Below are 24,007 nucleotides of genomic sequence, written 5' to 3'. Positions count from 1 at the left end.
TAAGGAAACAGGATCATGACCGAGCATGTAAACAGTTACTACGCAGCCAGTGCCAATCCACACGCCCCCTATCCGACACTGACCGAGCAGCTTGAGTGTGATGTCTGCGTCATAGGCGCGGGTTACACCGGCCTCTCCAGCGCGCTGCATCTGGTGGAAAAGGGCTATTCGGTGGTGGTGCTGGAGGCGGCCCGGGTGGGCTTTGGTGCCAGCGGTCGCAACGGTGGCCAGATAGTCAACTCCTACAGCCGCGACATCGACACCATAGAAGCGAACTGCCCGCCGGATCAGGCCAGGCTGCTCGGCTCCATGTTGTTTGAAGGGGGCCAGATCATCCGCGAGCGCATCAAGCGCTACAACATTCAGTGCGACCTGCAGGAGGGAGGGGTCTTTGCCGCCGAGACTGAGCGTCAGCTGCATGATCTCAGGGCCCAGCAGGCCCGTTGGCAGAAGTGGGGCAACGATAAACTGGAGCTGCTAGACAGGGACTGGATCCGCGAGGTGGTAGCAAGCGATCGCTACGTCGGCGGCCTGCTCGACAAGAGCGGCGGCCATATCCACCCCCTCAACCTGGCGCTGGGGGAGGCGGAAGCCATCCGTATGCTGGGGGGCAGGATCTTCGAGCAATCCGCCGTCACCAGCATTACCCCGGGCCAGCCCGCTCTGGTCAAGACCGCCAAGGGGGCGGTGAAGGCGCGCTTCGTGGTGGTAGCCGGCAATGCCTATCTCGGTAATCTGGTGCCCGAGCTGGCCAGCAAGAGCATGCCCTGCGGCACTCAGGTGATCGCCACCGAGGTGCTGGGGGAGGAGCGGGCCCGCTCCCTCTTGCCACAAAACTACTGCCTGGAAGATTGCAACTACCTGCTCGACTACTACCGCACCTCTGGCGATCACCGGCTGATCTACGGCGGCGGTGTTGTCTATGGCGCGCGGGATCCGGCGGATATCGAGCGGCTGATCATCCCCAAGATGCTCAAAACCTTCCCGCAGCTGGCGGACGTCAAGGTGGAGTACACCTGGACCGGCAACTTCCTGTTGACCCTGTCGCGCCTGCCGCAGTTTGGCCGCATTGGCCCCAACATCTACTACATGCAGGGTTACAGCGGCCACGGCGTGACTTGTACCCATCTGGCGGGCAAGTTGATCTCCGAGGTGCTGAGCGGCCAGGCGGAGCGCTTCGATGCCTTCGCCAAGCTGCCGCACTACCCCTTCCCCGGCGGCCGCTTGTTCCGCATTCCTTTCACCGCCGCTGGCGCCGCCTGGTACACCTTGCGCGACCGCTTGGGGGTGTAAGCGCCACCTATTGTGCCGCAAGTTAGTGGTATGGGCAGACGCCAAAAACGACAAGGCCACCGAACGGTGGCCTTGGTTTTTTAACCCTGTTGGCGACAGGTGCCTGACATCCTGGTCAGTGCTTAGAGATAAAAGGCCTCAACGGTGCCTTTCAGGGTGATCAGAATGGGCTGACCGCGACGATCCAGCGCCTTGGGGGAGGGGATTTTTACCCAGCCTTCGCTGATGCAATATTCTTCGACGTTGGTGCGCTCTTTGCCATTGAGTCGAATACCAATCTGGTGTTCGAAACAGGCTGCGACATGGTGCGGACTGCGGGGGTTGCCTGCAAGGCGATCCGGCAGTGCCGGCTTGGTGTTGGTATCGCTCATCAATATGACCTGACATGGATAAAAAGTGCGTCATTGTAGAGAATGCAGTCATGGCATTCAAGGTGGCCATAACGAGTGCAACACCCCCTCTTCCATGCTGGATGCAGGAGTGATGCAGCATATTCATGGACCATGAGGCCGCCATCTTCTGTCACCGCCAAGTCGCAGGCATGCTGGCTTTTGGCTGCTGTTTCATGCTTGCGATCATGCTCAACTGTGTATCATCTGAGTGGTGCTGCGCTTTGTTTTCTGAAGGTACTGGGTGTCACGCCAGCGATGCGAGAAAACTCGCGATTAAAGTTGGATTTAGTCTGAAAGCCTGCATTCATCAATATGTGGGTAATGGTCTCATCTGTGTTGAGCAGTGCCTGTTTCGCATGCTCGATGCGATATTCATTGACCACTCTGGAAATGCTCTTCTGGTGTACCTGATTGACCGCCATCGAGATTTGCTTGGCGGGAATACCCAGCTTGCGTGACAGTGCTGCCAGGGTCAGATCAGGATCAAGATAGCTGGCTTTTTCTCGCATCAATTTATCCAGCCTTGCTACGATCTCGTCGGCGCGATCCTGTGTCAATAATGATTCCGAACTTGGCGCCCTGGGAAGCTCCGATATTTCCGGCTGGGCAATATCTTCGACTGTGGGGGTATTGATGCTCACTATGATGACGGCAATGGCCAGCACGGGCAGCAGCACCAGGTGAGCGAGCGTCAAAATATAAAGGGAATATTTTCCCTGATTAACCGCAAAATCGAGGGAGATAGCCGCATCAATGAGGGCAGAAAATAACAGCATCCAGCCGGCCACCTGCTCTGCCCTTTTCACGCTTTCCCAATGGCTGAATGAGACATGGATAAGGAGCGGCTCTTTGGCGGAGTAGCGAACCAGTGCGATACCATAGAATAGATAAGTGGCTGTAATTATCTCATCCAGTGGCAAGGCGAGAAAGGGGTGAGTGAAGAGAGTGACCGCCACGAATATCGGTCCCGCAGCATGGAGATAAGCGAGCCGGTGGGGGCTTGCATGGGTAAAAATGAGCCAGGCGGCCACCGGGATCAGTGAGGCAAGTAATGGCTGGGCCATGCTGAAAAGTGCCATATCGACTGTCCAGCGCAGCCCAACCAGCCCGGTGGTAGCCGCACAGAGTGCCAAAAACAGGCAAGCCGATTTTGCTTGGCTGGCCAATCGCACATACAGGGTCACCGCCAGCAAGAGCAGCAGCAAAGAGACAACAAAGGGTACGGGAATTGCGAGCATAACCGATCCGGATCCCAGTCATGGTGGTGAAAATATAACGTCACGCCAGCATAACGATTTACAGCCATGTAAAGAAGAAGGTCACGGACAAAGACAGGTTTTAGCTCGTCCTCAAACCGGTTTCAGGACGTCTCTCGCTGCGTTAGCCACCAAGATGGGTGACCCAATAAGGTTGGAGATATCCCGAATGTTTCATTGTTATTTACTTGCGTGGCGCCGCTGCCTTGATTTTTCCGGTCACTCCTCCAGAAAGGAGTTTTGGATGTTTATGCTGGTACATCTGCTGGTTACCCTGATGTGCATCGCATTGGATGTGGGCATCAATGGTATGAGCGGCTTGGATGTAGGTTATAGCGTGGTGAGTACCCTCCCCATGGTCGCTATCATTGTCCGCCGGCTGCACGATATTGATTGCTCTGGATGGTGGGGATGGATCTTTTTTGTCCCTGGTGTGGGCCCCTTTGTGTTGATCTATTTGCTTGCCCGGCAAGGTTGTTCAGGCATTCCCCCCATGAGGAAGGCATCATGAAACATCTCCTTTTGTTGTTCATGCTGATATGCCCGGTCGTCTTCGCCGAGGCCGCCAATATCCACCATTTTCCCGAGGGAGCACAGGGGATATTGTCGGTAGAACGTCTGACTCAGGGGAAATTGTTGTGGCTGCAGGGCCGGGTTGGTGAGGGGAGCTATACCCGTGTTGATAGCGAAGGGCGTCACTGTACGATCAAGGTGCCGGTGGTCGTGGGTCGTGTGGCAAATACCGGGCTGGGGATAGAGGCTGTGGGGGGGCTTTCCATTATCGTGATGAATAAACGGTTAAGCGATGCCCTAATCAAGGGGGAACGTATTAATAGCAACGAATGGCAGTTTGCTGCGCTGGCAGAGCGTCGCGGCGCAGATGGCTACATAGTAAAAGGCATCGAAGCAGACGAAGGATTCGTGCTCAATTCAAAACGGCGCTGGATTTCCTGGCTATTGGATGAGACGCCCATGCTGCATTGTCAGTAACCGCGCATTGAACAACACCGCCTGTGGGCGGTGTTTTACTCGGGCCTTATTGGGCAAGGGATTTCAGTTGCTGTTTGTCTGGCGGGTTATTCCAATCGATGGGGCCGTGGGTGAAGCGGTACTGCAGGCGGGGCAGGCTGGTCTCCAGCCACTCTTCCCGAAAAAAGGCATGGCCCTGATCCCAGTCAGGATCGTTCGCCCAGCCGGTTTGCAGGAAGTAGAGCCGGGTGCCTTGACCCTCCGGCACGAACCGCAGGCTGACCTGGGTCTTTTGCTGGCGAATGTGGGGCAGGGAGGGCGGAAAATTCCAGCTGAAGCTGAGCAGGTTGTGGGGCATGACGGCCATCACCCGACAGCCTTCGCTGCCACGCTCACCCAGTGGTGCATCGGGTCTGAAATAGATCTCGAACGGACCATTCGGTTCGGGCACCATCAAACATTCCGGCGCCAGGAAGCTGCGCAGGCCGCTTTCGGTTGTCCAGGCGCGCCAAACATCGTCGATATGGGCCGGAACAAAGATGTTACCTTCTATCTGCTTGTTATCCATAAATCAGCGAGCCTCAAGTCATCCATACATGGGACTCGGGCAGTATAGCCTTGCGGGCGATAAAATGAACAGCTGTGTGTCACACCCGTGCCATCCAGCAGCTGTCATGCTGGCCTGGCAATTTGACATGATGTGGCGATCCATCGACAGTGGTGCCAAGTGATCATAGTGACGAGGAAGGTTTGATGATCAGAGTCATGCGAGAGACAGACACCCCCTACTTGGCGCAGTTGTTTCTGAAGGGGCGGCGTCAGACCTTTCACTGGGTCGATCCTTCCCACTTTCGGCTGGAGGATTTCGACGAGCAGACCCGGGGTGAGCAGATATGGGTGGCCGAACAGGGTGGTACTCCCTGCGGGTTTGTCTCCATCTGGGGGGATGAGAGCTTCGTGCATCATCTCTATGTGTCTGCCGACTGGCACGGTCAGGGGGTGGGACGAGCCCTGCTTGCCCAGGGATTGGCGGCGTTCCAGAAACCGGCCTCGCTCAAGGTGGCGACCCATAATACTGCTGCCCTGGCCTTCTATCATCGCCTTGGCTGGCAGAACACGGAGGAGACTGGGCACTGCGATATCACGGGCCCCTGGCGCCGACTGTGCCTCGAATAGTACTCATTAGCGTCAAGTAAAAAGAAGGATGACAAACGTCAAGGGCCATGGGCCCCTGACGATAATATATAGTGTCAATCGTTTACCTTGAGTCTCATGTAGGTGGTCTGGGTTTTAACAGCCATGGCCAATTGTCAAAATAGCTGACACGCGTGAGATGAGAAATATACCGGGGCGGTCCATGCCTATTTACCTGACCGGTATGGGGGAGTGGTGTCGAGCGTGATCAGCTGGCCTTGCGCAATGACCGATGGGTGAATACAGTTGCTCACATATTCAGCCAATAGTTTTTGTGAAGAAAGTGACAGCAACTATAAAATCATTATGTTGTTATCAGACAGGCATGCTATTCTCAAACTGTGTTATCCTTGTGACAAACAAAAAATAATTCTGTGAGGAAGTAATGAACGAGTTTCTGAAAGTTCTGCTGAACATTCGCAGCCTGCGTGCTGCCATCCGTGAATTGCCGTTTGAACAGCTGCAAGAAGCGAAAGAAAAGTTTGAGCTGGTATATAACGAGCGTGCCGAGTCCGTTGAACAGGAGCGTGCCGAGCAGGAAGAGCGTCAGCGCAAGCTGAGCGAGTTTACTGAAATGCTGCAGCAAGCCGGTATCGACCCGCGCGAGCTGATCAACAGCGCTGCAGCACCGGCTGCCGCTGCTGGCGCGACCAAGAGCAAGCGTGCTCCGCGTCCTGCCAAGTACAAGTACCAGGAAGATGGCCAGGATAAGACCTGGACTGGTCAGGGCCGTATGCCGAAAGCCATTGCAGAGCAAGTTGCGCTGGGCAAGGATCTGAATGATTTCCTGATCTGATCCATTGGATCTGTCCTGAATGATGCCGCCCGCGAGGCGGCATTATTATTTGTGCTCACCGACACTCTCTCCTGTCAATTCCCGACTCATTTTGTTCCGCCCCGTTTGTCGTCGTGTGATGCATCATCTCAGTCCGTACATTTGTCTTCTTTATTGGTCGATTAATTGCGATCCGTCCGCATCTGGGTGGTCAGGTTGCGCTCGATTTTATTGCAGACCGCTTGTCGACCACTTGCGAGAGACAATCTGCCGGACTCATATAGCCTGGTACATATTCCTCTCTGCCATTCCTCAGAAAATTAGGGGGCATTAAGCTGTCCGCAAACAAGCTTTGCTTCTTTTTTACTCATTGGCGTTGTTGGCGCCATTAAACGACCTGCTTTTCAGTTTTACCTGACGCAGCATTAAGCGGAGGTCGGGATACAGGTTGTTGACCATGGCAGGGGATATTTGCTCTATCCCTGCGGATCCGTATATCCATGATTTTCAACCTGAATGGGTCACCCGGGTCGTGCTGGCGTGGCGAGGAGGGCGGTATGACAGGGGGGGAAAGAGAGGGGCAGTCAGGCTCCCGCAGGGGGAGCCTTCCCGGGTTCAACTGGCCAGCAGGGCATTCCAGATCGCCTTGCTAGGCTGTGCATTGTTGGCGCTGTGCTGACGGCGGGCCTCGACGGCATCGGCTAGCATGGCGAGCAGGGTCTGGGTATCGTTCCAGCACAGGCAGGCGTCGGTTACCGACTGGCCGTAGGCGAGCTCGTTCAATGGCGCGGGCTTCTGGCTGCCCCCTTGCAGGAAGCTCTCGACCATGACGGCAGCTATGGCGTCGCTGCCTTCTCCCAGTTGACGGCAGAGTTCCCCCGCTACCCGGATCTGGTTTTTGTGCAGCTTCTGGCTGTTGCCGTGGCTGCAATCCACCATCAGGCGGTGGCTGAGTCCCTGCCGCATCAGCCGCTCGGCGGCATCCTCTACGTCGCTCTGGTGGTAATTGGGGCGGGTGCCGCCACGCAATATGATGTGGCCGGCCGGATTGCCCTCGCTCTTGATCACCACAATGCCGCCCTGACTGCCCGGTGCGGTGAACAGGTGGGAGGCTTCACTGGCCTGGATGGCATCGATAGCGACCCGGATATTGCCGTCCGTGCCGTTCTTGAAGCCGACGGGGCAGGGCAGGGCCGAGGCCAGCTGCCGGTGCACCTGGGACTCAGTGGTACGGGCGCCTATCGCCCCCCAGCTGATGAGGTCGGCCAGATAGAGGAAGCTGGTGGTATCGAGAAACTCGGTAGCGGTGGCCAGCCCCAGCCGGTTGATGTCGAGCAGCAGCTGGCGTGCCAGCCGCAGGCCATGGCCTATATCGTTGCTGCCATCCAGATGGGGATCGAATACCAGCCCCTTCCAGCCGACCGTGGTGCGGGGCTTCTCGAAGTAGGTGCGCATCACTATCTGCAACCTGTCTTGATAGGCGTCGGCAAGCCGCGCCAGCCGCTGGGCGTAATCGAGGGCGGCGAGCGGATCATGAATGGAGCAGGGACCTATCACCACCAGCAGGCGATCATCCTCTCCCGTCAGGATCTGGCGAACCTGCTGGCGATGGTGCGCGATCTGCGCTGTGGTTGGGGCGGGACAGGGATGAAGTGCCAACAGATCGGCAGGAGTGGGGAGAGCCTCTACTGCGAAGGCGCGCATTACCGAGTTCAAAACTGCCATCTGGATTACCTTGCTGTGCTAACGGGAGTGAATGACGTGCGCACCACACCTGACCCCTGAGGTCATGGCGAGGGAGCTGCAATGGGGCATCATCACTGCTTTTTTGTTGAGAGTGATTATCATTATCTTGTTGTCTGCATCAAATGCAAGCACAACCGAGCGGATCACCAGAATGGGGGGAGAGGGGGAAAACCGGAGGCATGCAGATAGCCATCAAGCCCATGACCGGCAGGCCATGAGCTTGATAATAGGAGGGAAAATGCGGGGGGATCAGCTGTCCATCACGTCGTGACGGTCATGGTGATAGGCCTCTTCATCCTTGCCTTGACGCCAGTAGGGCACGGCGTAGACGCGCGTGCGATCGACCTCCAGGGTACGCCTGACGTGACGTCGCAAGGGCACCACCAGCCCCTCTTCGCCGCCAAACCAGAAGTAGCTCACCTGCTCTTGCATCGGCAGGGCGGTGAAATACGCCACCAGCGGCTCTGTCTGTTCGGGGGGGCCGATAAACCAGCGCAGGCTGACGCCAGTCGGCAGCGGCAGATCCTGCACATCTTCCTGATAGGGCACCAGCAGGGCGATATGACCCTGAGCGTCGGCGGGCATCACCTCCGCCATGGCGCTGATGGCAGGCAGGGAGGTCAGATCCCCCGCCATGTAGTAGTGCCGGGCGGGTTGCAGCATGGGCGCCGGGCCGCCCGGGCCCGAGATGGCCAGCAGATCGCCGGGTTGGGCTTCAAGGGCAAAGCGGCTGGCGGGGCCGGCCTCGCCGTGCAATGCGAAGTCGATGTCCAGCTCCAGCTCCTCGCGGCGAAAGGCCCGTATGGTGAAGGTGCGGATGATGGGGCGCTGGCTCGGGTCTTCCCAGCGCGGCCCTTGCGGGGTGGGCGTGGGCAGCACGGCATGGGCCTGGCCCGGCTGGGGCAGCATGATCTTGATGTGGGCACCGCCGCAGGTGAAGGGGTAGTCAGCGAGTTCCGGGCTGGTCAGGCAGACTCGGCGCAGATGCGGGCTCACATCCCGGACGTGTTTGACTGTGAGCAGACGAGGGCGATTGACCGGGGCGGGCTGGGACATATGGATACTCCTGACTGATAATGGCGCTCATTTTTCATTAAATGAAAACTATTATCAATTGGTTTGTGTGACAGTCCGTCAGGAAAGGGGCATAAACAGGGAAGAAAAACGCCGCCTCTCATGACATGAGTGGCGGCGTAACGAGGCGTTGGATTAGCTGCGATCGCTTCCCCCCAGCGCCTTGTAGATCCTGGCCATGGTGTTGAGCTGCTCCTGCTGCTGACCGAGCAGGGCCAGCTCGGCATCCCACAGCCGGTTCTGCTCATCCAGCCAGTCCCGCACCCCGGTGGCTCCTGCCTGGAAACGCGCCTTGGCCAGCCGCTCCGCCTCCTTGGCAAACACCCGCTGCTCGGCCAGATAGTTAAGACGCTGCTCGCCATGATGGCGGGCGGCCAGGCCATCTTCCACCTCCACCAGGGCGGTGTAGAGCTGCTTGCGAAACTCGGCCTCGGCGATCTGGTAGTCAAGCTCTGAGCTCGCGATGGAGATCCGGGTCTTGTTGTATTCGAGGAAGGGCAGCGCCAGCGTGGCGCCCAGGGTGCCTACCGGGTTTTGCAGCACCTGGGTCAGGGTGTCTGAGGTGGTGCTGGCCCCGCCAGTGAGGCTGAGGGTGGGGTAGAAACTGGTGCGGATCTCGTCCTCTTTCGCCAATGTCTTGCGCAGCCGCAGCTCGGCGGCGCGCACGTCGGGGCGCCGCGCCAGCACGTCTGCCGGTATGCCGACCGCCAGCGACGGTGCGGGCGCCGTCGTCAGCGCAGTCGGGGCAAATTCTAGCGGGCCACTGCTGCGCCCGAGCAAGAGGCGCAGCCCGTTGCGGGCCTGTTCCTGCTGCACCAAGAACGCGCTGAGTTCTGCCTGCTTGCCCGCCTTCTGCTGGCTGGCCTGCACCAGATCGAGCCGGGTGACGGCGCCGGCCTGGTATTTGACCTGGGTCAGCTGCTCGGCGCGGGCATAGTTGGCGAGTTGCCGCTCGCCCAGGCTGATGGCCGAGCCGAGATAGGCCAGTTGCCAGTACTGCTCCAGCGCCTTGCCGATCAGCATCAGACGGGTGGCCGCCAGATCCTGAGCTGAGGCCTGGGCTTCCCAGCTCGCCTGATCCCGCACCGAGGCGAGCCTGCCCCACAAATCCACTTCGTAACTGAGGTTCAGAGAGGGACCCATAGTGCTGGTAGCCTTGCCGGTTTTCAGATCCTTGTTGCCGTTGGCGTCCAGGCTGGCGTTGACCGAGGGGGTCAGGTTGGTATCGGCGAGATCCGAACCCAGCAGTGCGCTTCTGAGCCTCAGTCCGGTGACCTGCATGTCCGGGTTGGCGGCCAGCACGGCCTCCACCAGTTGATCCAGCGCCGGATCATGGAACCCTTGCCACCAGAGGCCGGCTTGCTGCGGGGTGAGACCGTCGTCCGGCTGCTGCCAGCTAGGGGCCAGCGCCAGATCTTGCCTGTGATAGGTGCTCTGCTGGCTGCAGGCGCTCACGCCTGCGGCAAGGGCGAGGCAGAGCCCCAGTCTGGATAAGTTGTGCATCGTCATTCCCTCGCCAGCGCCTCGACCGGATCGAGCCGGGCGGCATTACGGGCGGGCAGGTAACCAAACAGGATCCCGATGAGCGAGGAGCAGCCAAACGCCATCAGGATAGAAAAGAGCGAGAACTGCATCTGTATGCTCTCCACGAACAGGGAGAAGAGCAGACCGATGAGCAGGGAGACGCCGACCCCGAGCATGCCGCCGAGCAGGCTCACCATCACGGCCTCGATCAGGAACTGCTGCAAGATGTCGGACTGGCGGGCGCCGACCGCGATGCGGATCCCTATCTCGCGGGTACGCTCCACCACCGAGACCAGCATGATGTTCATCACTCCGACCCCGCCGACGATGAGGGAGATCACCGCGATGGCGGAGACCAGCAGCGTCATGGTGGCCGTGGTCTTCTCCACTGACTTGATGATGTTGTCGCTGCTGAAGGTGAAGAAGTCCTTCACCCCGTGGCGCTGGGTCAGCAGCGCGATGACGGCCTGTTCGGCCAGCGCCGGTTGTACCCCGTCCTTGACCCGGATAGTGAGCTGGCTGAAGTGGTTCTGGGAGATGAGGCGACTCATCACGGCGCTATAGGGCAGCCAGATATTGACCGATTGGCCGCTGCGGCCAAATCCCGTCTCCTCTTCCACCACGCCTATGATGCGTACCGGCAGGGTGCCGACTAGCACCACTTGGCCGACGGGGTCTTTCTCGCCGAGCAGGCTTTTTATGGTCTTGCTATCTACCACGGCCATCGCAGCCCGATTCTGGATGTCGCGCTCGTCAAACAGGCGGCCGCTGGTGAGTTTCATCCCCTTGACCCGGAAGAAGTCGCTGCCGACCCCCACTATGCTGCCGCTGCTGGTCTTGTTGCGATAACGCAGCTGGCCGGGCGAGGTGATCTGGGGACTGGCCCCTTCCAGATAGGGCTGGCCGAGCAGGGCATCGAGATCCCGCTTGTTGAGGGTCTGGATGCTGGCAGCCTTCTCATCTCCCCAATCCTTGCCGGGGAATATTTCGATGGTGTTGGTGCCCATGGCGTTGATCTGCTCGATCACCTTGGCGCGAGCGCCCTGACCGAGCGCGACCACGCTCACCACGGCAGCTATGCCGATGATGATGCCGAGCATGGTGAGGAAGGTGCGCATGCGGTGAGCCAGCATGGCGTGCAGGGCCATGCGCCCCGCCTCGCGATAGCGATCCCAGCCGTTGCCAGTGACCCTGGCGGCGGGTGTGGTGGGCGGGAGGGGGGCCGAGGCCGTGGCCGGCTTACCGCTGTCTTCCAGCACCCGGCCGTCGCGCAGCGTGATGATGCGATCCGCGTGGCTGGCCACCGCCATGTCGTGGGTCACCAGTATGATGGTGTGGCCCTGAGCGTGCAGCTCCTTGAGGATGGCCATCACCTCCTTGCCGCTCTGGCTGTCGAGGGCCCCTGTGGGTTCGTCCGCCAGGATCACCTCGCCGCCATTGGCCAGCGCCCGGGCGATGCTGACCCTCTGCTGCTGGCCACCGGAGAGCTGGCCCGGAGTGTGATGGCTGCGATCGCTCAAACCCAGCCGTGCCAGCAGGGCGTGGGAGCGTGCTTGCCGTTCGGGACGGGAGGCGCCGGCATAGACGGCCGGGATCTCCACATTGGCGGCGGCATTGAGGTGTGGCAGCAGGTGGTAGCGCTGAAAGATGAAGCCAAAGTGGTGGCAGCGCAACCGGGCCAGGGAGAGGGCATCCAGGGTGGCGGTGTCCTGTCCCCGAAACAGATACTGGCCAGCGCTTGGACGATCGAGGCAGCCGAGCAGGTTCATCAGCGTGGATTTGCCGGAGCCGGAGGCGCCGACGATGGCGATCATCTCCCCTGCTTCAATGGTCAGATCCAGTGGATGCAGGACGGTGACCTCGTGTTCCCCGCTCTGATAGCGCCGCTCTATACCCTTAAGCTGGATCAGCGTCTCGCTCACAATAGGATCTCCACGTCGCCGCCGCTGACCGGCTTGCCCTGGCCCAGGGTGACCTGCTCCTGCTCGCTCAGGCCGCTGACCACCTCGACCTTGATGTCATCCTTCATGCCGGTCTTGATGCGGCGTGTCTCTTTCTGAGCGTCATCCTTGAGCAGGGTCACCTCGTACTCGTTCTCCCCCAGCTTCTTGCCAAGCGCCGTCTGTGGAATGGTCAGCACCTGCTTGCGCTCGCCGAGCACTATGGTGACTTGCGTGGTCATGGCGACCCGCAGGGTGTGATCCGGATTGGGCACGTCAAACAGGGCGTAGTAGTAGACGGCGGCATTGCTGGTGGCTGTGGTGCTGGCGGCCGGCTCGTTGATGTTGGTGGGGGCCAGCTCCACCGTGCGCAGGGTGCCGTGATAGCGGGTGTCCACATCCCCCATCAGGGTGAAATAGACCGGCATGCCGGCCTTGACCCGGGTGACATCCGCTTCCGAGATTTGCGCCTTGACTGTCATGGTCTCCAGGTTGGCGAGCTTTAGCAGGGTCGGCACCGTCTGGCTGGCTGCCAGGGTCTGGCCCTGGCGGGTCACTATGCTGACGACTGTGCCATCCATCGGGGCAAGGATGCGGTTATAGCCCAGCTCCGTCTTGGTGCGATCCACCTTGATCAGCGCATTCTCGACCTCGGCCTGGGCGCTCTGCAGCTCTGCTCGGGTGACCGCCAGCTGGGCTTCGGCGCTCTCCAGATCGGCGCGGGAGCTGGCTTCCTGCTTGAACATCTGCTGCTGACGACGCCAGGCCAGCTCGTTTTGCTTGAGCTGTGCCTGCTTGATCTTGAGCTGGGCACGGCGGCTGGCAAGATCCGCCTCGGCGGTCTTGAGGTTGTTCTGGGCGATCAGCGGGTCTATTTCGGCCAGCAGGTCCCCTTGCTTGACGTTTTGTCCGGCCTCGACCGCCAGATAGGTCACCTGACCCGAGACCTGGGCACCCACATCCACCTGCTCTATGGCCTGCAGGACGCCGCTGGCCAGCACAGTCTGCTCCACATCCTGGCGGGTCACTGACGCGCTCAGCACGGGCTCGGGGGCCTTGCTCGGCCAGGCCAGCCAAGTGATGGCGGCCAGCGGGAGCAGGATGAGCAGGGCAAATTTTCGCTGCTTGGGGGTTATGTTCATTTATCACCTGAAAGAAACGTGCGAAGGCGTGCAAGGGCAATATCCTGCAGCAAACGAGGCTTAAAAAACAGCGATGAATATGTAAGGAAACATGTAGATAGCTTTGTCATTACCGGCCTTGCCTGCCGTCATGGCAATGACCGGGCGGCGGTTTGGATGGACAGAGTTGCGAGGTGCGAGGGAATGGGGCGAGAGGAAATAAAGCGAGGCGATGGCATGTTGGCAAGCGGCGCCCACCCGTGGGGTGGGCGCCGGGCAGATTAACCTATGGTCTTGAGCTGTTCGGCGTAGGGTTCGTGGCAGATCTGGATATCGATCGGCAGCTTGTAGATGAGCAGGCGGGCCAGTGACCCTTCCATCCAGTGGTGGCGGCTGCCCACCAGCAACAGATCCGTCGGGTGTGCATCCAGCCAGCGCTTCAGATCAGGCACCACGTCATCGACCACCAGACACTGGTAATCCACCGGGTGCTGCAGGGTGGTGATGAGCTCGCTGATGATGGCCTTGGCATCCAACGTGCCTTGGGCACTGCGTTCTTCCTCGGACAGTGAGAGGCTATTGCGGCGCATCTTGCTGCTGTGGGTCAGGTGCAGCAGGGTCAAATCACCGCCCATTCCCTGTACCAGGCGGCTTGCTTTGGCCAGGGTATCCTGCTCGTAATCCTTGCCTTCCAGTAACAGCACAATATGGGTTGAGGTCATAAGCAGTTCTCCTTGGCATGGCGCGGGGCACCGGGGACAAACTGTCTGTCTCCTACCACTGTGTTCCCGCTATGTGTCGCATAAAACGAACCGGTTTTTGCGCGTCTGGCGTCACGTTTTGTCGGTGATGCATCGTCAAGCCATGTTCGTTCACATCATCATAACAGACCGGGTTGAATGGAAAATGAAGGGAAACCCGCTTTTTCACGGTTTACTGGTCTGGTGGCAGTGAACATCATGACCGGGAAGCATGTTGGCGTTGTGGATGGGCGTCAGCACCCGGGATCCTGTGGTTTGGCATCGATGAAGTTGCGGGCGGGAGCGGTTTGGGGCGTGCGGGAGGCGGTCGGAAGATGGGGTGACGAAGAGAGGAGGGCAGAGAGCCAGCTCTGGGCCGGCTCCCTCTCCGCTGCACTCAAACGGGGTCTGAGGAGAGATACTGGGTCAGCCAGGGCAGCGCCTCTTTCTTGCGGCTGACGGCACCAGCCAGATGGGTTGGCTGCTCGGGCAGTATGCCGTTGCTGGCGAAGTAGAGCAGGCTGCCGCCCTTGGCCAGATCGGTCAGCATCAGCACATAGGCATCCAGCTCATCTTGCTCCAGCCGGTCTTGCATGGCCTGCGCCAGCTCGGTCTGGCGGGTGTGGATCGGCGCCGGGTCCATCACGCAGATCTGGCTGACATAGAGCTTGTAGCCGGCGATCTGGTACGCCTTCTCATCGGCGATGAGCAGTTCTGTCATAGGGGCGTCGCCAATCTGGGTACGCCGCTCCAGCAGGGTCTGGGCGAAGGGTTCCAGCGCCAGATCGGCCAGGGGCAACAGCGCATTGACGGCGGCTCGGTCACGGGCCGTGGTGGTCGGCGAGGTGAGGTTGAAGGTATCGCTGATGATGGCCCCCAGCAGCAGCCGAGCCTGGGGGCGGGAGAGGGTGTCATAGCCCATCAGCTCAAGCAGGACGGTGGCGCTGCACCCAACGGCCCGGATCCAGGCATCGAGCGGGCCCCGGGTGATGAGTGTGCCGATTCTGTGGTGATCGATCAGCCCCTGCACATCGGCCTCAGCCAGCCCCTCAGGTCCCTGCTCCAGCTCGCTGAAATCCACCAGAAACACAGATTTGTTGGCCACGCTGCCTTGCAACAGGGGAGGGGCATCGACCCCGGCGGTTTCAAGAATGAAGCGGGTTTCGGCAATGGGTTCACCCAGGGCATAGGCCTGGGCCTGCCGGCCCTGACGATTGAGCCAGTCAGCGGTGACCAGAGCAGTGCAGATGCTGTCGCTATCGGGGTTCTTGTGGCCAAACACATGGAGCATACAGACATTCCTGATGTTGGAGACTCGGCCGAGATCGCGATGACGCAAGTCGGGCAGGAGACGTGGTGAAGATGGCGAACAGGAGTGCGAGCTTGCCCCCCAGTCGGGTGTCACTCTATGCGCGTGTGCTGCTTGTGGCAACCAGGCTGGTGCGATCGCTCCTGCTGTGTGGAGCAGGCTAGGCTAGCACCATGTTGCAGCCCAGACCCAGGAACTGCGCTGTGGCTCAGGTGTTGCTTTGTTCACCGCTGGCGCCAGTGCCCGAACCGGGTCAGAGAGGCTCCTCTGATGTTGGCTGGCCAGGGGGGGCTGGGTGAGAAAAAGAGCATGAGCAATGAGGGGGAGCAATAAATAAAAAGAAGAAGCACCCAACCCTGTGGGTCTGACCCTCCCTTTTGTTGCTTGCCCGGACATGGTTGCTCAGGAGGCCAGCAGCTCGCGGGCGTTGGCCAGGGTATTGTCCGTGATATGGTCGCCGCCCAGTAGGCGAGCCAGCTCCTTGAGGCGGGATCCCTGATCCAGCGCTTGCATCTGGGTCTCCGTGGTCTTGCCGTCAGTGTGCTTGCTCACCACCATATGCTGGTGACCCTTGCCTGCCACCTGCGGCAGGTGAGTCACCACCATCACCTGAGTGGATTCACCGAGCTGGCGCAGCAGACGACCCACCACAGCGGCAGTGGGGCCGCTGATCCCCACATCCACCTCATCGAAAATCAGGGTCGGGGTGGAGACCTTGCGGGCGCTGATCACCACGATGGCGAGGCTGATCCGCGACAACTCACCACCAGAGGCCACCTTGCCCAGCGGCTGGATAGGTTGCCCCGGGTTGGTGGTGACCATAAATTCCACTCTATCTATGCCAAGGGGCGAGAGGCTGCTCTGGGCATCCGGTCGCACCTCGATGGCGAAGCGGCCATCGGGCATCGCCAGCTCGTGCATGCTGGCGGTCACCTTGGTGCCTAGCTCCTGGGCGTAACGTTGACGGCTCTGGCTCAGGGCTTCGGCGGCCTGGACGAAGGCGAGGCGGGCCTCGGCCAGTTCATCTTCCATGCCTTCTAGGCGCTCTTCGTCGGAGTTGAGGCGGGCGAGATCACTGGCAAGATCCTGATGGTGCAGGGCCAGCTCGGCCGGTTTGACATGGTGCTTGCGGGCCAGATTGATGGCTTTGGAGAGGCGGGATTCGAGCTCGTTGAAGCGCTCGGGATCCAGCTCCAGCCGATCGAGGTAACTGCGCAGCTCGCTGTGGCTCTCCTGCACGCCTATCATCGCCTCGTTCAGCATCTGCAGCACAGGGGTGAGCCGGCTGTCCATGCCCACCAGGCTCTCGGCCTTGTCGACGGCGACCTGCAACAAGCCGGCGATGGTGGTCTCTTCGTTGTCATAGAGCAGATCGAGACAGGCACCGCACTCCTGCATCAGCTCTGTGCCGTTGGCGAGCCGCTGGTGTTCCTCTTCGATCGCCTCGAACTCTCCCGGTTGCAGGGCAAATTCGTCCAGCTCCTGTACCTGATATTCGATGAGCTGACGGCGAGCCTCCCGCTGTTGCTGTTCAGCCTTGAGGCGGTTGAGTTCATTTTGCAGCTGGCGCCATAACTGATAGTGCTGGCGCACTTCGTCCAGCAGCAGGTGATGGCCGGCATAGCCATCCAGCAAATTGAGTTGGTAGTCGGGTTTGAGCAGAAGCTGGTGGGCGTGCTGGCCGTGGACGTTGACCAGCAGTTGGCCCAGGTTCTTGAGTTGGGTCAGGGGGACAGGCACGCCGTTGATGTAGCTGCGGGAGCGCCCTTCGGCAGAGAGTACCCGCCGCACTATGCATTCGCCTTCGTTGTCCAGCTCGTTGGCAGCAAGCCAGGCGCGGGCGGCGGGGTTGCCGTCCAGCAGGAAACGGGCACTGACCTCTGTCTTGTCGCTATCGGGGCGCACCATGCTGGCTTCGGCCCGCTCGCCGAGGCAGAGGCCGAGCGCGTCTATGGCGATGGATTTACCGGCGCCCGTCTCACCCGTGATGCAGGTCATGCCGGTTTGCAGATCGAGTTCGAGAAACTTGACGATGGCGAAGTTGTTGACGGTCAGCTGGGTCAGCATGGTCTCATCCTGTATGGGCCAACATTACTGTGTATGCATCCAGTATATACTGGTCTTATATACAGTAAAGAGGGTGCCGCCATTTTTAACGAATAGAGGCCACCAGAGCGGTGGCCTGCGGGATTGCAACAAGGAGCATGTCAGTGAAAGGCCGACATCAGATCCGGATGGGCGGCAATCACCTCGTCCAGCGCCTGTTCCAGCCGACTGCCGCTGGTGATGAGCGGGTTGAGCACCAGGGCACGCCAGGCGGTATGGCGGTTGCCGGTGATGGCGGCCTCGATGGTGAGCTGCTCGAACTCCTTCATCAACTGCAGCAGCCGCAGGGTGTCTTGCGGGAAGGGGGCTACGTTGAGCGGGAGTGGACCCGACTTGGTGATGAGGGCGCTGACCTCCACGGCGCACTCGTCCGGCAGACCGTTGATGGCGCCGTTGTTGCGGGTGTTGACGTGCATGATGATGCGCTTGTCGTTGTGGATGGCGCTCATCAGCTCGCATGCCGCTTCCGAATAGTACTGGCCGCCGCGTCCTTCCAGCGCCTTGGGTTTCTCGGCGAGATCCGGGTTGCGATAGAGATCGAACAGTTGCTGTTCGATGGCCTTGACCACCTCGCCCCGGGTTCCTTCGCCACTGGCCTCACCGAGCTCCTGTTTGAGGATATCGTCGCTCATGTAGTAGTAGCGCAGATAAGCACAGGGGATCATGCCCAGATTGGGCAGCAGATCCTTGGGCCAGGCAAAGGGGGGAATATTGCGCGGCACCAGTGGATCATGCCCTTGCGCGAGCCGGGCAATCACCTCGCCAAGCTTATCCTCGCCCTGATGCTGGATCTGGCGCACGAAGATAAAGTGGTTGAGTCCGGCTACCTGCATGATGAACGCCTGCTCATCGCGGGTTTCCAGCAGGGTGGCGACCCCTTTTTGCATGATCACCGGCACGTTGCACAGCCCCACCGCCTTGATCTTGCTGTGGCGCAACACGGCTTCGGTCACCATGCCCGACGGATTGGTGAAGTTGAGCAGCCAGGCATCGGGGCAGAGACGCTCCATGTCGGCGGCGATCTGCAGGGCGATGGGGATGGTCCGGCAAGCGTTGGCAAAGCCGCCCAGTCCGTTGGTCTCCTGACCGATCAGACCATATTTCAATGAGATCCGCTCATCGCTGATGCGGGCTTCCAGACAACCGGCGCGGAACTGGGAGCAGACGTAGTCGGCGTCGCACAGTGCCTCTTCCCGTTCCAGCCGGGTTTCAACCTGTACCGCCAGCCCGGCTTTGGCCAGCATGCGACGGGTGAGAGCGGCGATGATCTCCATCTTCTCGCGGCCATCGTCGATGTCGACCAGCCAGAGCTCACGCAGTGGCAACTCGTGCTGACGCTGGATCAGCCCCTCAATGAGCTCCGGGGTGTAACTGGAGCCTGCGCCGATGACCACAATCTTGAGTCCGTTTTTCATTGTCCACCTCATGAACAGGGATAGGGATTGACCCTATTAAAGGGGGGCCGTTGCGGGCAGACAAACGAAATAAGAGGGGGCATGGATTAGCCGCTTTAATGCATGAGGGGAAATGGCATACTGATGACCCGCACCGCAACGAGCGTCATAACGAGGTTATCCATGCTGGTACAACAAAATACCCTGGCCCTGCTGCATACCTTCGAGAGCACGGCCCGTCACCTCAGCTTTACTCGCGCCGCCGAGGAGATGAACCTTACCCAGGGGGCCATCAGCCACCGTATTCGCCATCTGGAAGGGCTGCTGGGTTTTCGTCTGTTTATTCGCCTGACTCGCAAGCTGGCATTGACGGAAGAGGGGGGGCGACTGCTGGCAACCCTGAGCCACTCCCTGCGCCAGATCAACGAGGAGATTGAAGATATCCGGGCTCAGGATCTGCGAGGCACGCTCCATGTGGGGGTTGCACCGACGCTGGGGCTCAACTGGTTGATGCCAAGACTGCCCCGCTTCCAGCAACGCTGGCCCGGGTTGAACGTGATGATGCGGGTACGGGCAGGGGCGGTGGATTTCAACGAAGAGCGGGTGGATCTTGCCATCTACTACGGCGCGACTCGCTGCAGTGATCTGCACCGGGAGCTGTTGATGGAGGAGCGTCTGCTGCCCGTCTGCTCCCCGGCCTATGCCGAGCGGCTGGGATTGCTACAGGAGCCGGCCCGGCTGGCGGAGGCCTGTTTTATCCATGCCTCGGAATCGACCGATGTCCAGCAGCTCTTCTCTGAGTGGCGCCTCTGGTGCGATGGCGCTGGCATGACATTGCCCCATGAACAGCGTCACTATGGCTTCAATCACTATCAGATGGCCCTGCAAGCGGCGCAAGGGGGCATGGGGGTTGCGATGGGGCGGGAGGTGCTGGTGCGTAACTTGCTGGAGCAGGGAGCGCTGGTGGCGGTGGGAGGCCCGGCGGTGGCGGCCGGGCGCAATTACGAGCTGATCTCGCCGCGGGAGAACCGTGAGCGGCCGCGCTTTCGTGCCTTTAGCGACTGGCTGCGCAGCGAGGTGGCGCTCAGCCAGTCCGGCACTGTTCTTGTCTTTTAGAACAGCTTGCTGCCCCAACCGAGCTTATTGCGCAGCACGTGAAAGTAGCTGTAATCGAGCGGGTGTACCAGGTGCAGCTTGTGGCTGCTCTTCTTGATGAGGATCTCGTCCCCCGGATGCACCGCCAGGGTTACCTGACCGTCGCAGCTCACCTGTATGGCGTCATCCTGATTGTCTGGCGAGACCAGCAGCCGCACCTCGCTGTCCGCATCCAGCACGATGGGGCGGCTGCTGAGGGTGTGCGGAAACATAGGCACCAGCGTGATGGCGTTGAGTTTGGGGGTAAGGATCGGACCGCCTGCTGACAGCGAGTAGGCGGTGGAGCCGGTCGGGGTGGCCACTATGATGCCGTCCGATCGCTGACTGTACATAAAACTGCCATCGATGTAGACCTCAAACTCGATCATGTGAGCGATCTTGCCCGGGTGCAGCACGGCTTCGTTCACCGCCAGATTGCGCGATTTACGCTCCCCATGGCGATAGACGGCGGCTTCCAGCAGGAAGCGGTGTTCACTCTTGTAGTGGCCGGAGAGCACCTGCTCCAGTGGCAGCAGGTAATCCTGCGGCGACAGGTCGGTTAAAAAGCCGAGATTGCCCCGGTTCACGCCGATCACCGCCACATCAAACCGTGACAGCACCCGGGCTGCTCCCAGCATGTTGCCGTCCCCGCCGACGACGATGGCCAGATCCGCCAGCTCACCGAGCTGGACCAGATCCATCACGTTCTCATCCATGATGCCGAGGGTATGGGCCACCCGGCTCTCTACCAGCACCCGAAAACCTCGGGTAGTGAGATATTGATGCAAGCCGGTCAGGGTCTGGTTAGCCCCTTCGTGGTGGGGTTTGCCAATCAGGGCAATGGTGTTGAACGGAGAATCCATATGCTGTCGGGTCTGGGATGAGTATTGGGGGAGTATACCGCGCTTTGTGGGGGATTTGTCTGCTGCCAGCGTCTCCTGGTGGGCATAGCGCCATGAAAAGTGGCAATTTACCCGTTAGCTCGGCTCATTGGCGACGATAGCGCCCTTTTCCCCTTGAAAGCCGAGGCTGCGTCCCCATAATAGCGCCATTACAGGGTCTGTTACCGACTTGTCGCGCACCCGGATGTCAACAGACCCTAACAAGCAACCCTGAAATTGGAGATGTCATGAACCACGAAGAACAAAAAGTTGAAGCGATGGAGCAAGTGGAAGTCCAGCCAGTCGAGCCGACCGATGTAGACAGTGAAGTGACAGCCGAGCAGGCCCGCATTGCCGAACTGGAAGCGCAGCTGGAAGCTGCCCAGCAGGCCTCCCTCGAAGAGCGTGAGCGCGCCATTCGCGCCGTCGCCGAGATGGAAAACCTGCGTCGCCGTGCCGCTCAGGACGTGGAGAAGGCTCACAAGTTCGCGCTGGAGAAATTCGCTGGCGAACTGCTGCCGGTGCTGGACAACCTGGAGCGCGCCATCGAGTTGGCCGACAAAGAGAACGATGCCCTCAAGCCCATGATCGAAGGGGTCGAGCTGACCCTCAAGTCCATGCAGAGCTCGGTGGGCAAGTTTGGTCTGAATCCGCTGGATCCGCTCAATCAGCCGTTCGATCCCAACGCCCATCAGGCGATGAGCATGGTGCCGAGTGCCGATGTGGCACCGAACACCGTCATCGCTGTGATGCAGAAGGGCTACGACCTCAACGGTCGGGTGATCCGTCCGGCCATGGTGATGGTCTCCAAGGCACCGGCCTGAGTACCATTGTAGTGCTGAGCCCGCCGCTCGGCGGGCTTTTTATTCGTCGCGGCGCCATTATGCGTATTAAATGGCGCCATTTGGCAAGCATTTGCCCGTAAACAGGGCAAGAATGCGCGGTTTTTTGAGGGCGGGGCTTGAAGCGTCAACTTGAGACCCCATATAGGTTGCAAGGTCGCGGCGGCACAAAAAATTTGATGCCGGGAGCTTGAAAGCCACACTGGCTGCCCCCACCTAGCCGTTAACGTATTAAGGCGAGTACCTCGCCAGTTTATTCAAAGTATTTGGAGATTCGTCAAATGGGTAAAATCATCGGTATTGACCTGGGTACTACCAACTCCTGCGTCGCTATTCTGGATGGCGACACTGCTCGCGTGATCGAGAACGCAGAAGGCGATCGTACTACTCCGTCCATCATTGCCTATGCCGATGATGGCGAGATCCTGGTTGGTCAGCCGGCCAAGCGTCAGGCCATCACCAACCCGAAGAACACCCTGTTCGCCATCAAGCGTCTGATCGGTCGCCGTTTCGAAGATGAAGAAGTACAGCGTGACCTGAAGATCATGCCGTACGCCATCGCCAAGGCTGACAATGGCGATGCCTGGGTTGAAGTGAAGGGCAAGAAAATGGCACCGCCGCAGATCTCTGCCGAAGTGCTGAAGAAGATGAAGAAGACCGCCGAGGATTACCTGGGCGAGCCTGTGACCGAAGCCGTTATCACAGTGCCAGCCTACTTCAACGATGCCCAGCGTCAGGCGACCAAAGATGCCGGTCGCATCGCGGGTCTGGATGTAAAACGCATCATCAACGAACCGACTGCTGCTGCTTTTGCTTACGGCGTGAACAAGGTCAAGGGCGAGCGCAAGGTTGCCGTATATGACTTGGGTGGCGGTACTTTCGATATCTCCATCATCGAGATCGACGAAGTCGAAGGCGAGACCACCTTCGAAGTCCTGGCGACCAACGGTAACACCCACCTGGGTGGTGAAGACTTCGACAACCGTGTCATCAACTATCTGGTCGACGAGTTCAAGCGTGAGCAGGGCATCGACCTGCGCAACGACCAGCTGGCTCTGCAGCGTCTGAAAGATGCCGCCGAGAAAGCCAAGATTGAGCTCTCTTCTGCCCAGCAGACCGACGTGAACCTGCCGTATATCACTGCAGATGCCACAGGTCCGAAGCACATGAACATCAAGGTGACCCGCGCCAAGCTGGAATCCCTGGTGGAAGACATGGTGAAAGACTCGCTCGAGCCGGTTCGTACCGCCCTGAAAGACTCAGGTCTGGCCGTTGGCGAGATCGACGACGTCATCCTGGTAGGCGGTCAGACCCGCATGCCGATGGTGCAAAAGACCGTTGCCGAGTTCTTTGGCAAAGAGCCGCGTAAAGACGTCAACCCGGACGAAGCCGTGGCCATGGGTGCTGCCATCCAGGGTGCCGTACTATCCGGTGAGAAGACCGACGTACTGCTGCTGGACGTGACCCCGCTCTCTCTGGGTATTGAAACCATGGGCAGCGTGATGACGGCGCTGATCGAGAAGAACACCACTATCCCGACCAAGAAGTCCCAGGTGTTCTCCACTGCCGAAGACAACCAGTCTGCCGTGACCATTCACGTGCTGCAGGGTGAGCGCAAGCGCGCCAGCGACAACAAGTCCCTGGGCCAGTTCAACCTGGAAGGTATCCGTCCGGCTCAGCGTGGCCTGCCGCAGATCGAAGTGACCTTCGATATCGATGCCAACGGCATCCTGCACGTCTCTGCCAAAGACAAGGAGACCAACAAGGAGCAGAAGATCACCATCCAGGCTTCCTCCGGTCTGTCTGATGAAGAGATCGAACGCATGGTACGCGAGGCGGAAGCCAACGCGGCTGAAGACAAGAAGTTTGAAGAGCTGGTGCAGACCCGCAACCAGGCTGACGGTCTGGTCCACTCGGTCCGCAAGCAGGTAACCGAAGCCGGTGACGCCCTGCCTGCCGACGACAAGACCAAGATCGAGACTGCATTGAGCGAGCTGGAAGCCGTCATCAAGGGTGACGACAAGGCTGTCATCGAAGCCAAGCAACAGGCGCTGATGGAAGCCTCCCAGAAGCTGATGGAAATTGCCCAGCAGCAAGCCCAGGCTCAGGGTGCTGGCGCCGATGCCGGCCAGTCCTCTTCTTCTGCCAAGGCTGACGACGACGTGGTCGACGCCGAGTTCGAAGAAGTGAAAGACGAGAAGAAATAAGCCACACCCAGATGGGTAGAGCTCGCTCTACCCATCGGCTTGAACGATGAATTTACGGGCGTTGGGTGACCAACGCCCGTCTGCATAACTGTTTACGTAGCAACAGGATC

21 protein-coding genes are annotated in these 24,007 nt (G+C 59.6%); 8 read left to right on the top strand and 13 right to left on the bottom strand.

Annotation, left to right across the window (positions count from 1 at the left end):
* Positions 1-15: 15 nt before the first annotated feature.
* The gene (locus WJM78_RS14115) at positions 16-1,293 is read left to right on the top strand and encodes an FAD-binding oxidoreductase (RefSeq protein WP_339009990.1); all 1,278 of its coding nucleotides are present in this window, start codon (positions 16-18) and stop codon (positions 1,291-1,293) included.
* A gap of 122 nt (positions 1,294-1,415) precedes the next feature.
* Here WJM78_RS14115 and WJM78_RS14110 read toward each other — a convergent pair whose 3' ends face one another.
* A complete protein-coding gene (locus WJM78_RS14110) occupies positions 1,416-1,664 on the bottom strand; it encodes a DUF3297 family protein (protein ID WP_042034019.1) in 249 nt (82 codons plus the stop codon).
* Positions 1,665-1,885: 221 nt separating this feature from the next.
* Entirely contained in the window at positions 1,886-2,923 is a 1,038-nt protein-coding gene (locus tag WJM78_RS14105) for an AraC family transcriptional regulator (RefSeq protein ID WP_339009989.1), read from the bottom strand.
* 154 nt (positions 2,924-3,077) lie between these two features.
* Between WJM78_RS14105 and WJM78_RS14100 the strand changes: the two genes are divergently transcribed.
* Both WJM78_RS14100 and WJM78_RS14095 read left to right on the top strand, forming a co-directional pair.
* On the top strand, positions 3,078-3,452 hold the full coding sequence (locus WJM78_RS14100; protein WP_339009987.1) for a DUF805 domain-containing protein: 375 nt from the start codon (positions 3,078-3,080) through the stop codon (positions 3,450-3,452).
* A complete protein-coding gene (locus WJM78_RS14095; RefSeq protein ID WP_212514323.1) occupies positions 3,449-3,931 on the top strand; it encodes a hypothetical protein in 483 nt (160 codons plus the stop codon). Before WJM78_RS14100 ends, WJM78_RS14095 begins: the two co-directional genes overlap by 4 nt.
* A gap of 46 nt (positions 3,932-3,977) precedes the next feature.
* Here WJM78_RS14095 and WJM78_RS14090 read toward each other — a convergent pair whose 3' ends face one another.
* Entirely contained in the window at positions 3,978-4,478 is a 501-nt protein-coding gene (locus WJM78_RS14090) for an SRPBCC family protein (RefSeq protein WP_042034016.1), read from the bottom strand.
* A gap of 185 nt (positions 4,479-4,663) precedes the next feature.
* On the opposite strand from WJM78_RS14090, the gene WJM78_RS14085 reads away from it, so the two are divergent.
* Entirely contained in the window at positions 4,664-5,086 is a 423-nt protein-coding gene (locus tag WJM78_RS14085; RefSeq protein WP_042034015.1) for a GNAT family N-acetyltransferase, read from the top strand.
* A gap of 403 nt (positions 5,087-5,489) precedes the next feature.
* Positions 5,490-5,900, top strand: coding sequence for an H-NS family nucleoid-associated regulatory protein (locus WJM78_RS14080; RefSeq protein WP_042034014.1), 411 nt, complete (start codon positions 5,490-5,492; stop codon positions 5,898-5,900).
* A 594-nt stretch (positions 5,901-6,494) separates the two neighbouring features.
* On the opposite strand, the gene WJM78_RS14075 is transcribed toward WJM78_RS14080, so the two are convergent.
* From WJM78_RS14075 to WJM78_RS14035, 9 genes are all read right to left on the bottom strand, one after another.
* Positions 6,495-7,604, bottom strand: a complete 1,110-nt coding sequence (locus WJM78_RS14075; RefSeq protein WP_339009982.1) for a 3-deoxy-7-phosphoheptulonate synthase — start codon at positions 7,602-7,604, stop codon at positions 6,495-6,497.
* 270 nt (positions 7,605-7,874) lie between these two features.
* Positions 7,875-8,681, bottom strand: a complete 807-nt coding sequence (locus tag WJM78_RS14070) for a siderophore-interacting protein (protein ID WP_287146047.1) — start codon at positions 8,679-8,681, stop codon at positions 7,875-7,877.
* 153 nt (positions 8,682-8,834) lie between these two features.
* Positions 8,835-10,208, bottom strand: coding sequence for an efflux transporter outer membrane subunit (locus tag WJM78_RS14065; protein ID WP_339009981.1), 1,374 nt, complete (start codon positions 10,206-10,208; stop codon positions 8,835-8,837).
* Positions 10,205-12,145 (bottom strand): MacB family efflux pump subunit, encoded by a 1,941-nt coding sequence (locus WJM78_RS14060; RefSeq protein ID WP_339009979.1) that lies wholly within the window; start codon positions 12,143-12,145, stop codon positions 10,205-10,207. Before WJM78_RS14060 ends, WJM78_RS14065 begins: the two co-directional genes overlap by 4 nt.
* Positions 12,142-13,305: an efflux RND transporter periplasmic adaptor subunit gene (locus WJM78_RS14055; protein ID WP_339009977.1), complete on the bottom strand. Its 1,164-nt coding sequence runs from the start codon at positions 13,303-13,305 to the stop codon at positions 12,142-12,144. Before WJM78_RS14055 ends, WJM78_RS14060 begins: the two co-directional genes overlap by 4 nt.
* Positions 13,306-13,565: 260 nt before the next feature.
* On the bottom strand, positions 13,566-14,006 hold the full coding sequence (locus WJM78_RS14050; protein ID WP_042035688.1) for a universal stress protein: 441 nt from the start codon (positions 14,004-14,006) through the stop codon (positions 13,566-13,568).
* Between the two features lie 415 nt (positions 14,007-14,421).
* Positions 14,422-15,315 (bottom strand): DHH family phosphoesterase, encoded by an 894-nt coding sequence (locus WJM78_RS14045; protein WP_339009975.1) that lies wholly within the window; start codon positions 15,313-15,315, stop codon positions 14,422-14,424.
* Between the two features lie 420 nt (positions 15,316-15,735).
* Complete coding sequence (gene recN, locus WJM78_RS14040; RefSeq protein ID WP_339009973.1) at positions 15,736-17,400, bottom strand: DNA repair protein RecN; 1,665 nt, start codon at positions 17,398-17,400, stop codon at positions 15,736-15,738.
* Between the two features lie 140 nt (positions 17,401-17,540).
* On the bottom strand, positions 17,541-18,854 hold the full coding sequence (locus WJM78_RS14035) for a 6-phospho-beta-glucosidase (RefSeq protein ID WP_339009971.1): 1,314 nt from the start codon (positions 18,852-18,854) through the stop codon (positions 17,541-17,543).
* A 162-nt stretch (positions 18,855-19,016) separates the two neighbouring features.
* On the opposite strand from WJM78_RS14035, the gene WJM78_RS14030 reads away from it, so the two are divergent.
* Positions 19,017-19,949 (top strand): LysR substrate-binding domain-containing protein, encoded by a 933-nt coding sequence (locus WJM78_RS14030; protein ID WP_212514315.1) that lies wholly within the window; start codon positions 19,017-19,019, stop codon positions 19,947-19,949.
* On the opposite strand, the gene nadK is transcribed toward WJM78_RS14030, so the two are convergent.
* Positions 19,946-20,830: an NAD(+) kinase gene (gene nadK, locus WJM78_RS14025; RefSeq protein WP_042033830.1), complete on the bottom strand. Its 885-nt coding sequence runs from the start codon at positions 20,828-20,830 to the stop codon at positions 19,946-19,948. The genes WJM78_RS14030 and nadK overlap by 4 nt on opposite strands.
* A gap of 266 nt (positions 20,831-21,096) precedes the next feature.
* On the opposite strand from nadK, the gene grpE reads away from it, so the two are divergent.
* Both grpE and dnaK read left to right on the top strand, forming a co-directional pair.
* The gene (gene grpE, locus WJM78_RS14020) at positions 21,097-21,672 is read left to right on the top strand and encodes a nucleotide exchange factor GrpE (protein ID WP_042033829.1); all 576 of its coding nucleotides are present in this window, start codon (positions 21,097-21,099) and stop codon (positions 21,670-21,672) included.
* Positions 21,673-21,971: 299 nt separating this feature from the next.
* Positions 21,972-23,897, top strand: a complete 1,926-nt coding sequence (dnaK, locus tag WJM78_RS14015) for a molecular chaperone DnaK (RefSeq protein ID WP_042033828.1) — start codon at positions 21,972-21,974, stop codon at positions 23,895-23,897.
* The last annotated feature ends 110 nt before the right edge of the window (positions 23,898-24,007 follow it).

The sequence above is a fragment of the Aeromonas popoffii genome (genome assembly GCF_037818705.1).
GTDB lineage: Bacteria > Pseudomonadota > Gammaproteobacteria > Enterobacterales > Aeromonadaceae > Aeromonas > Aeromonas popoffii.
Note: the sequence above shows the minus strand (reverse complement) of the source record. Positions and strands in the feature narration are given on the sequence as shown.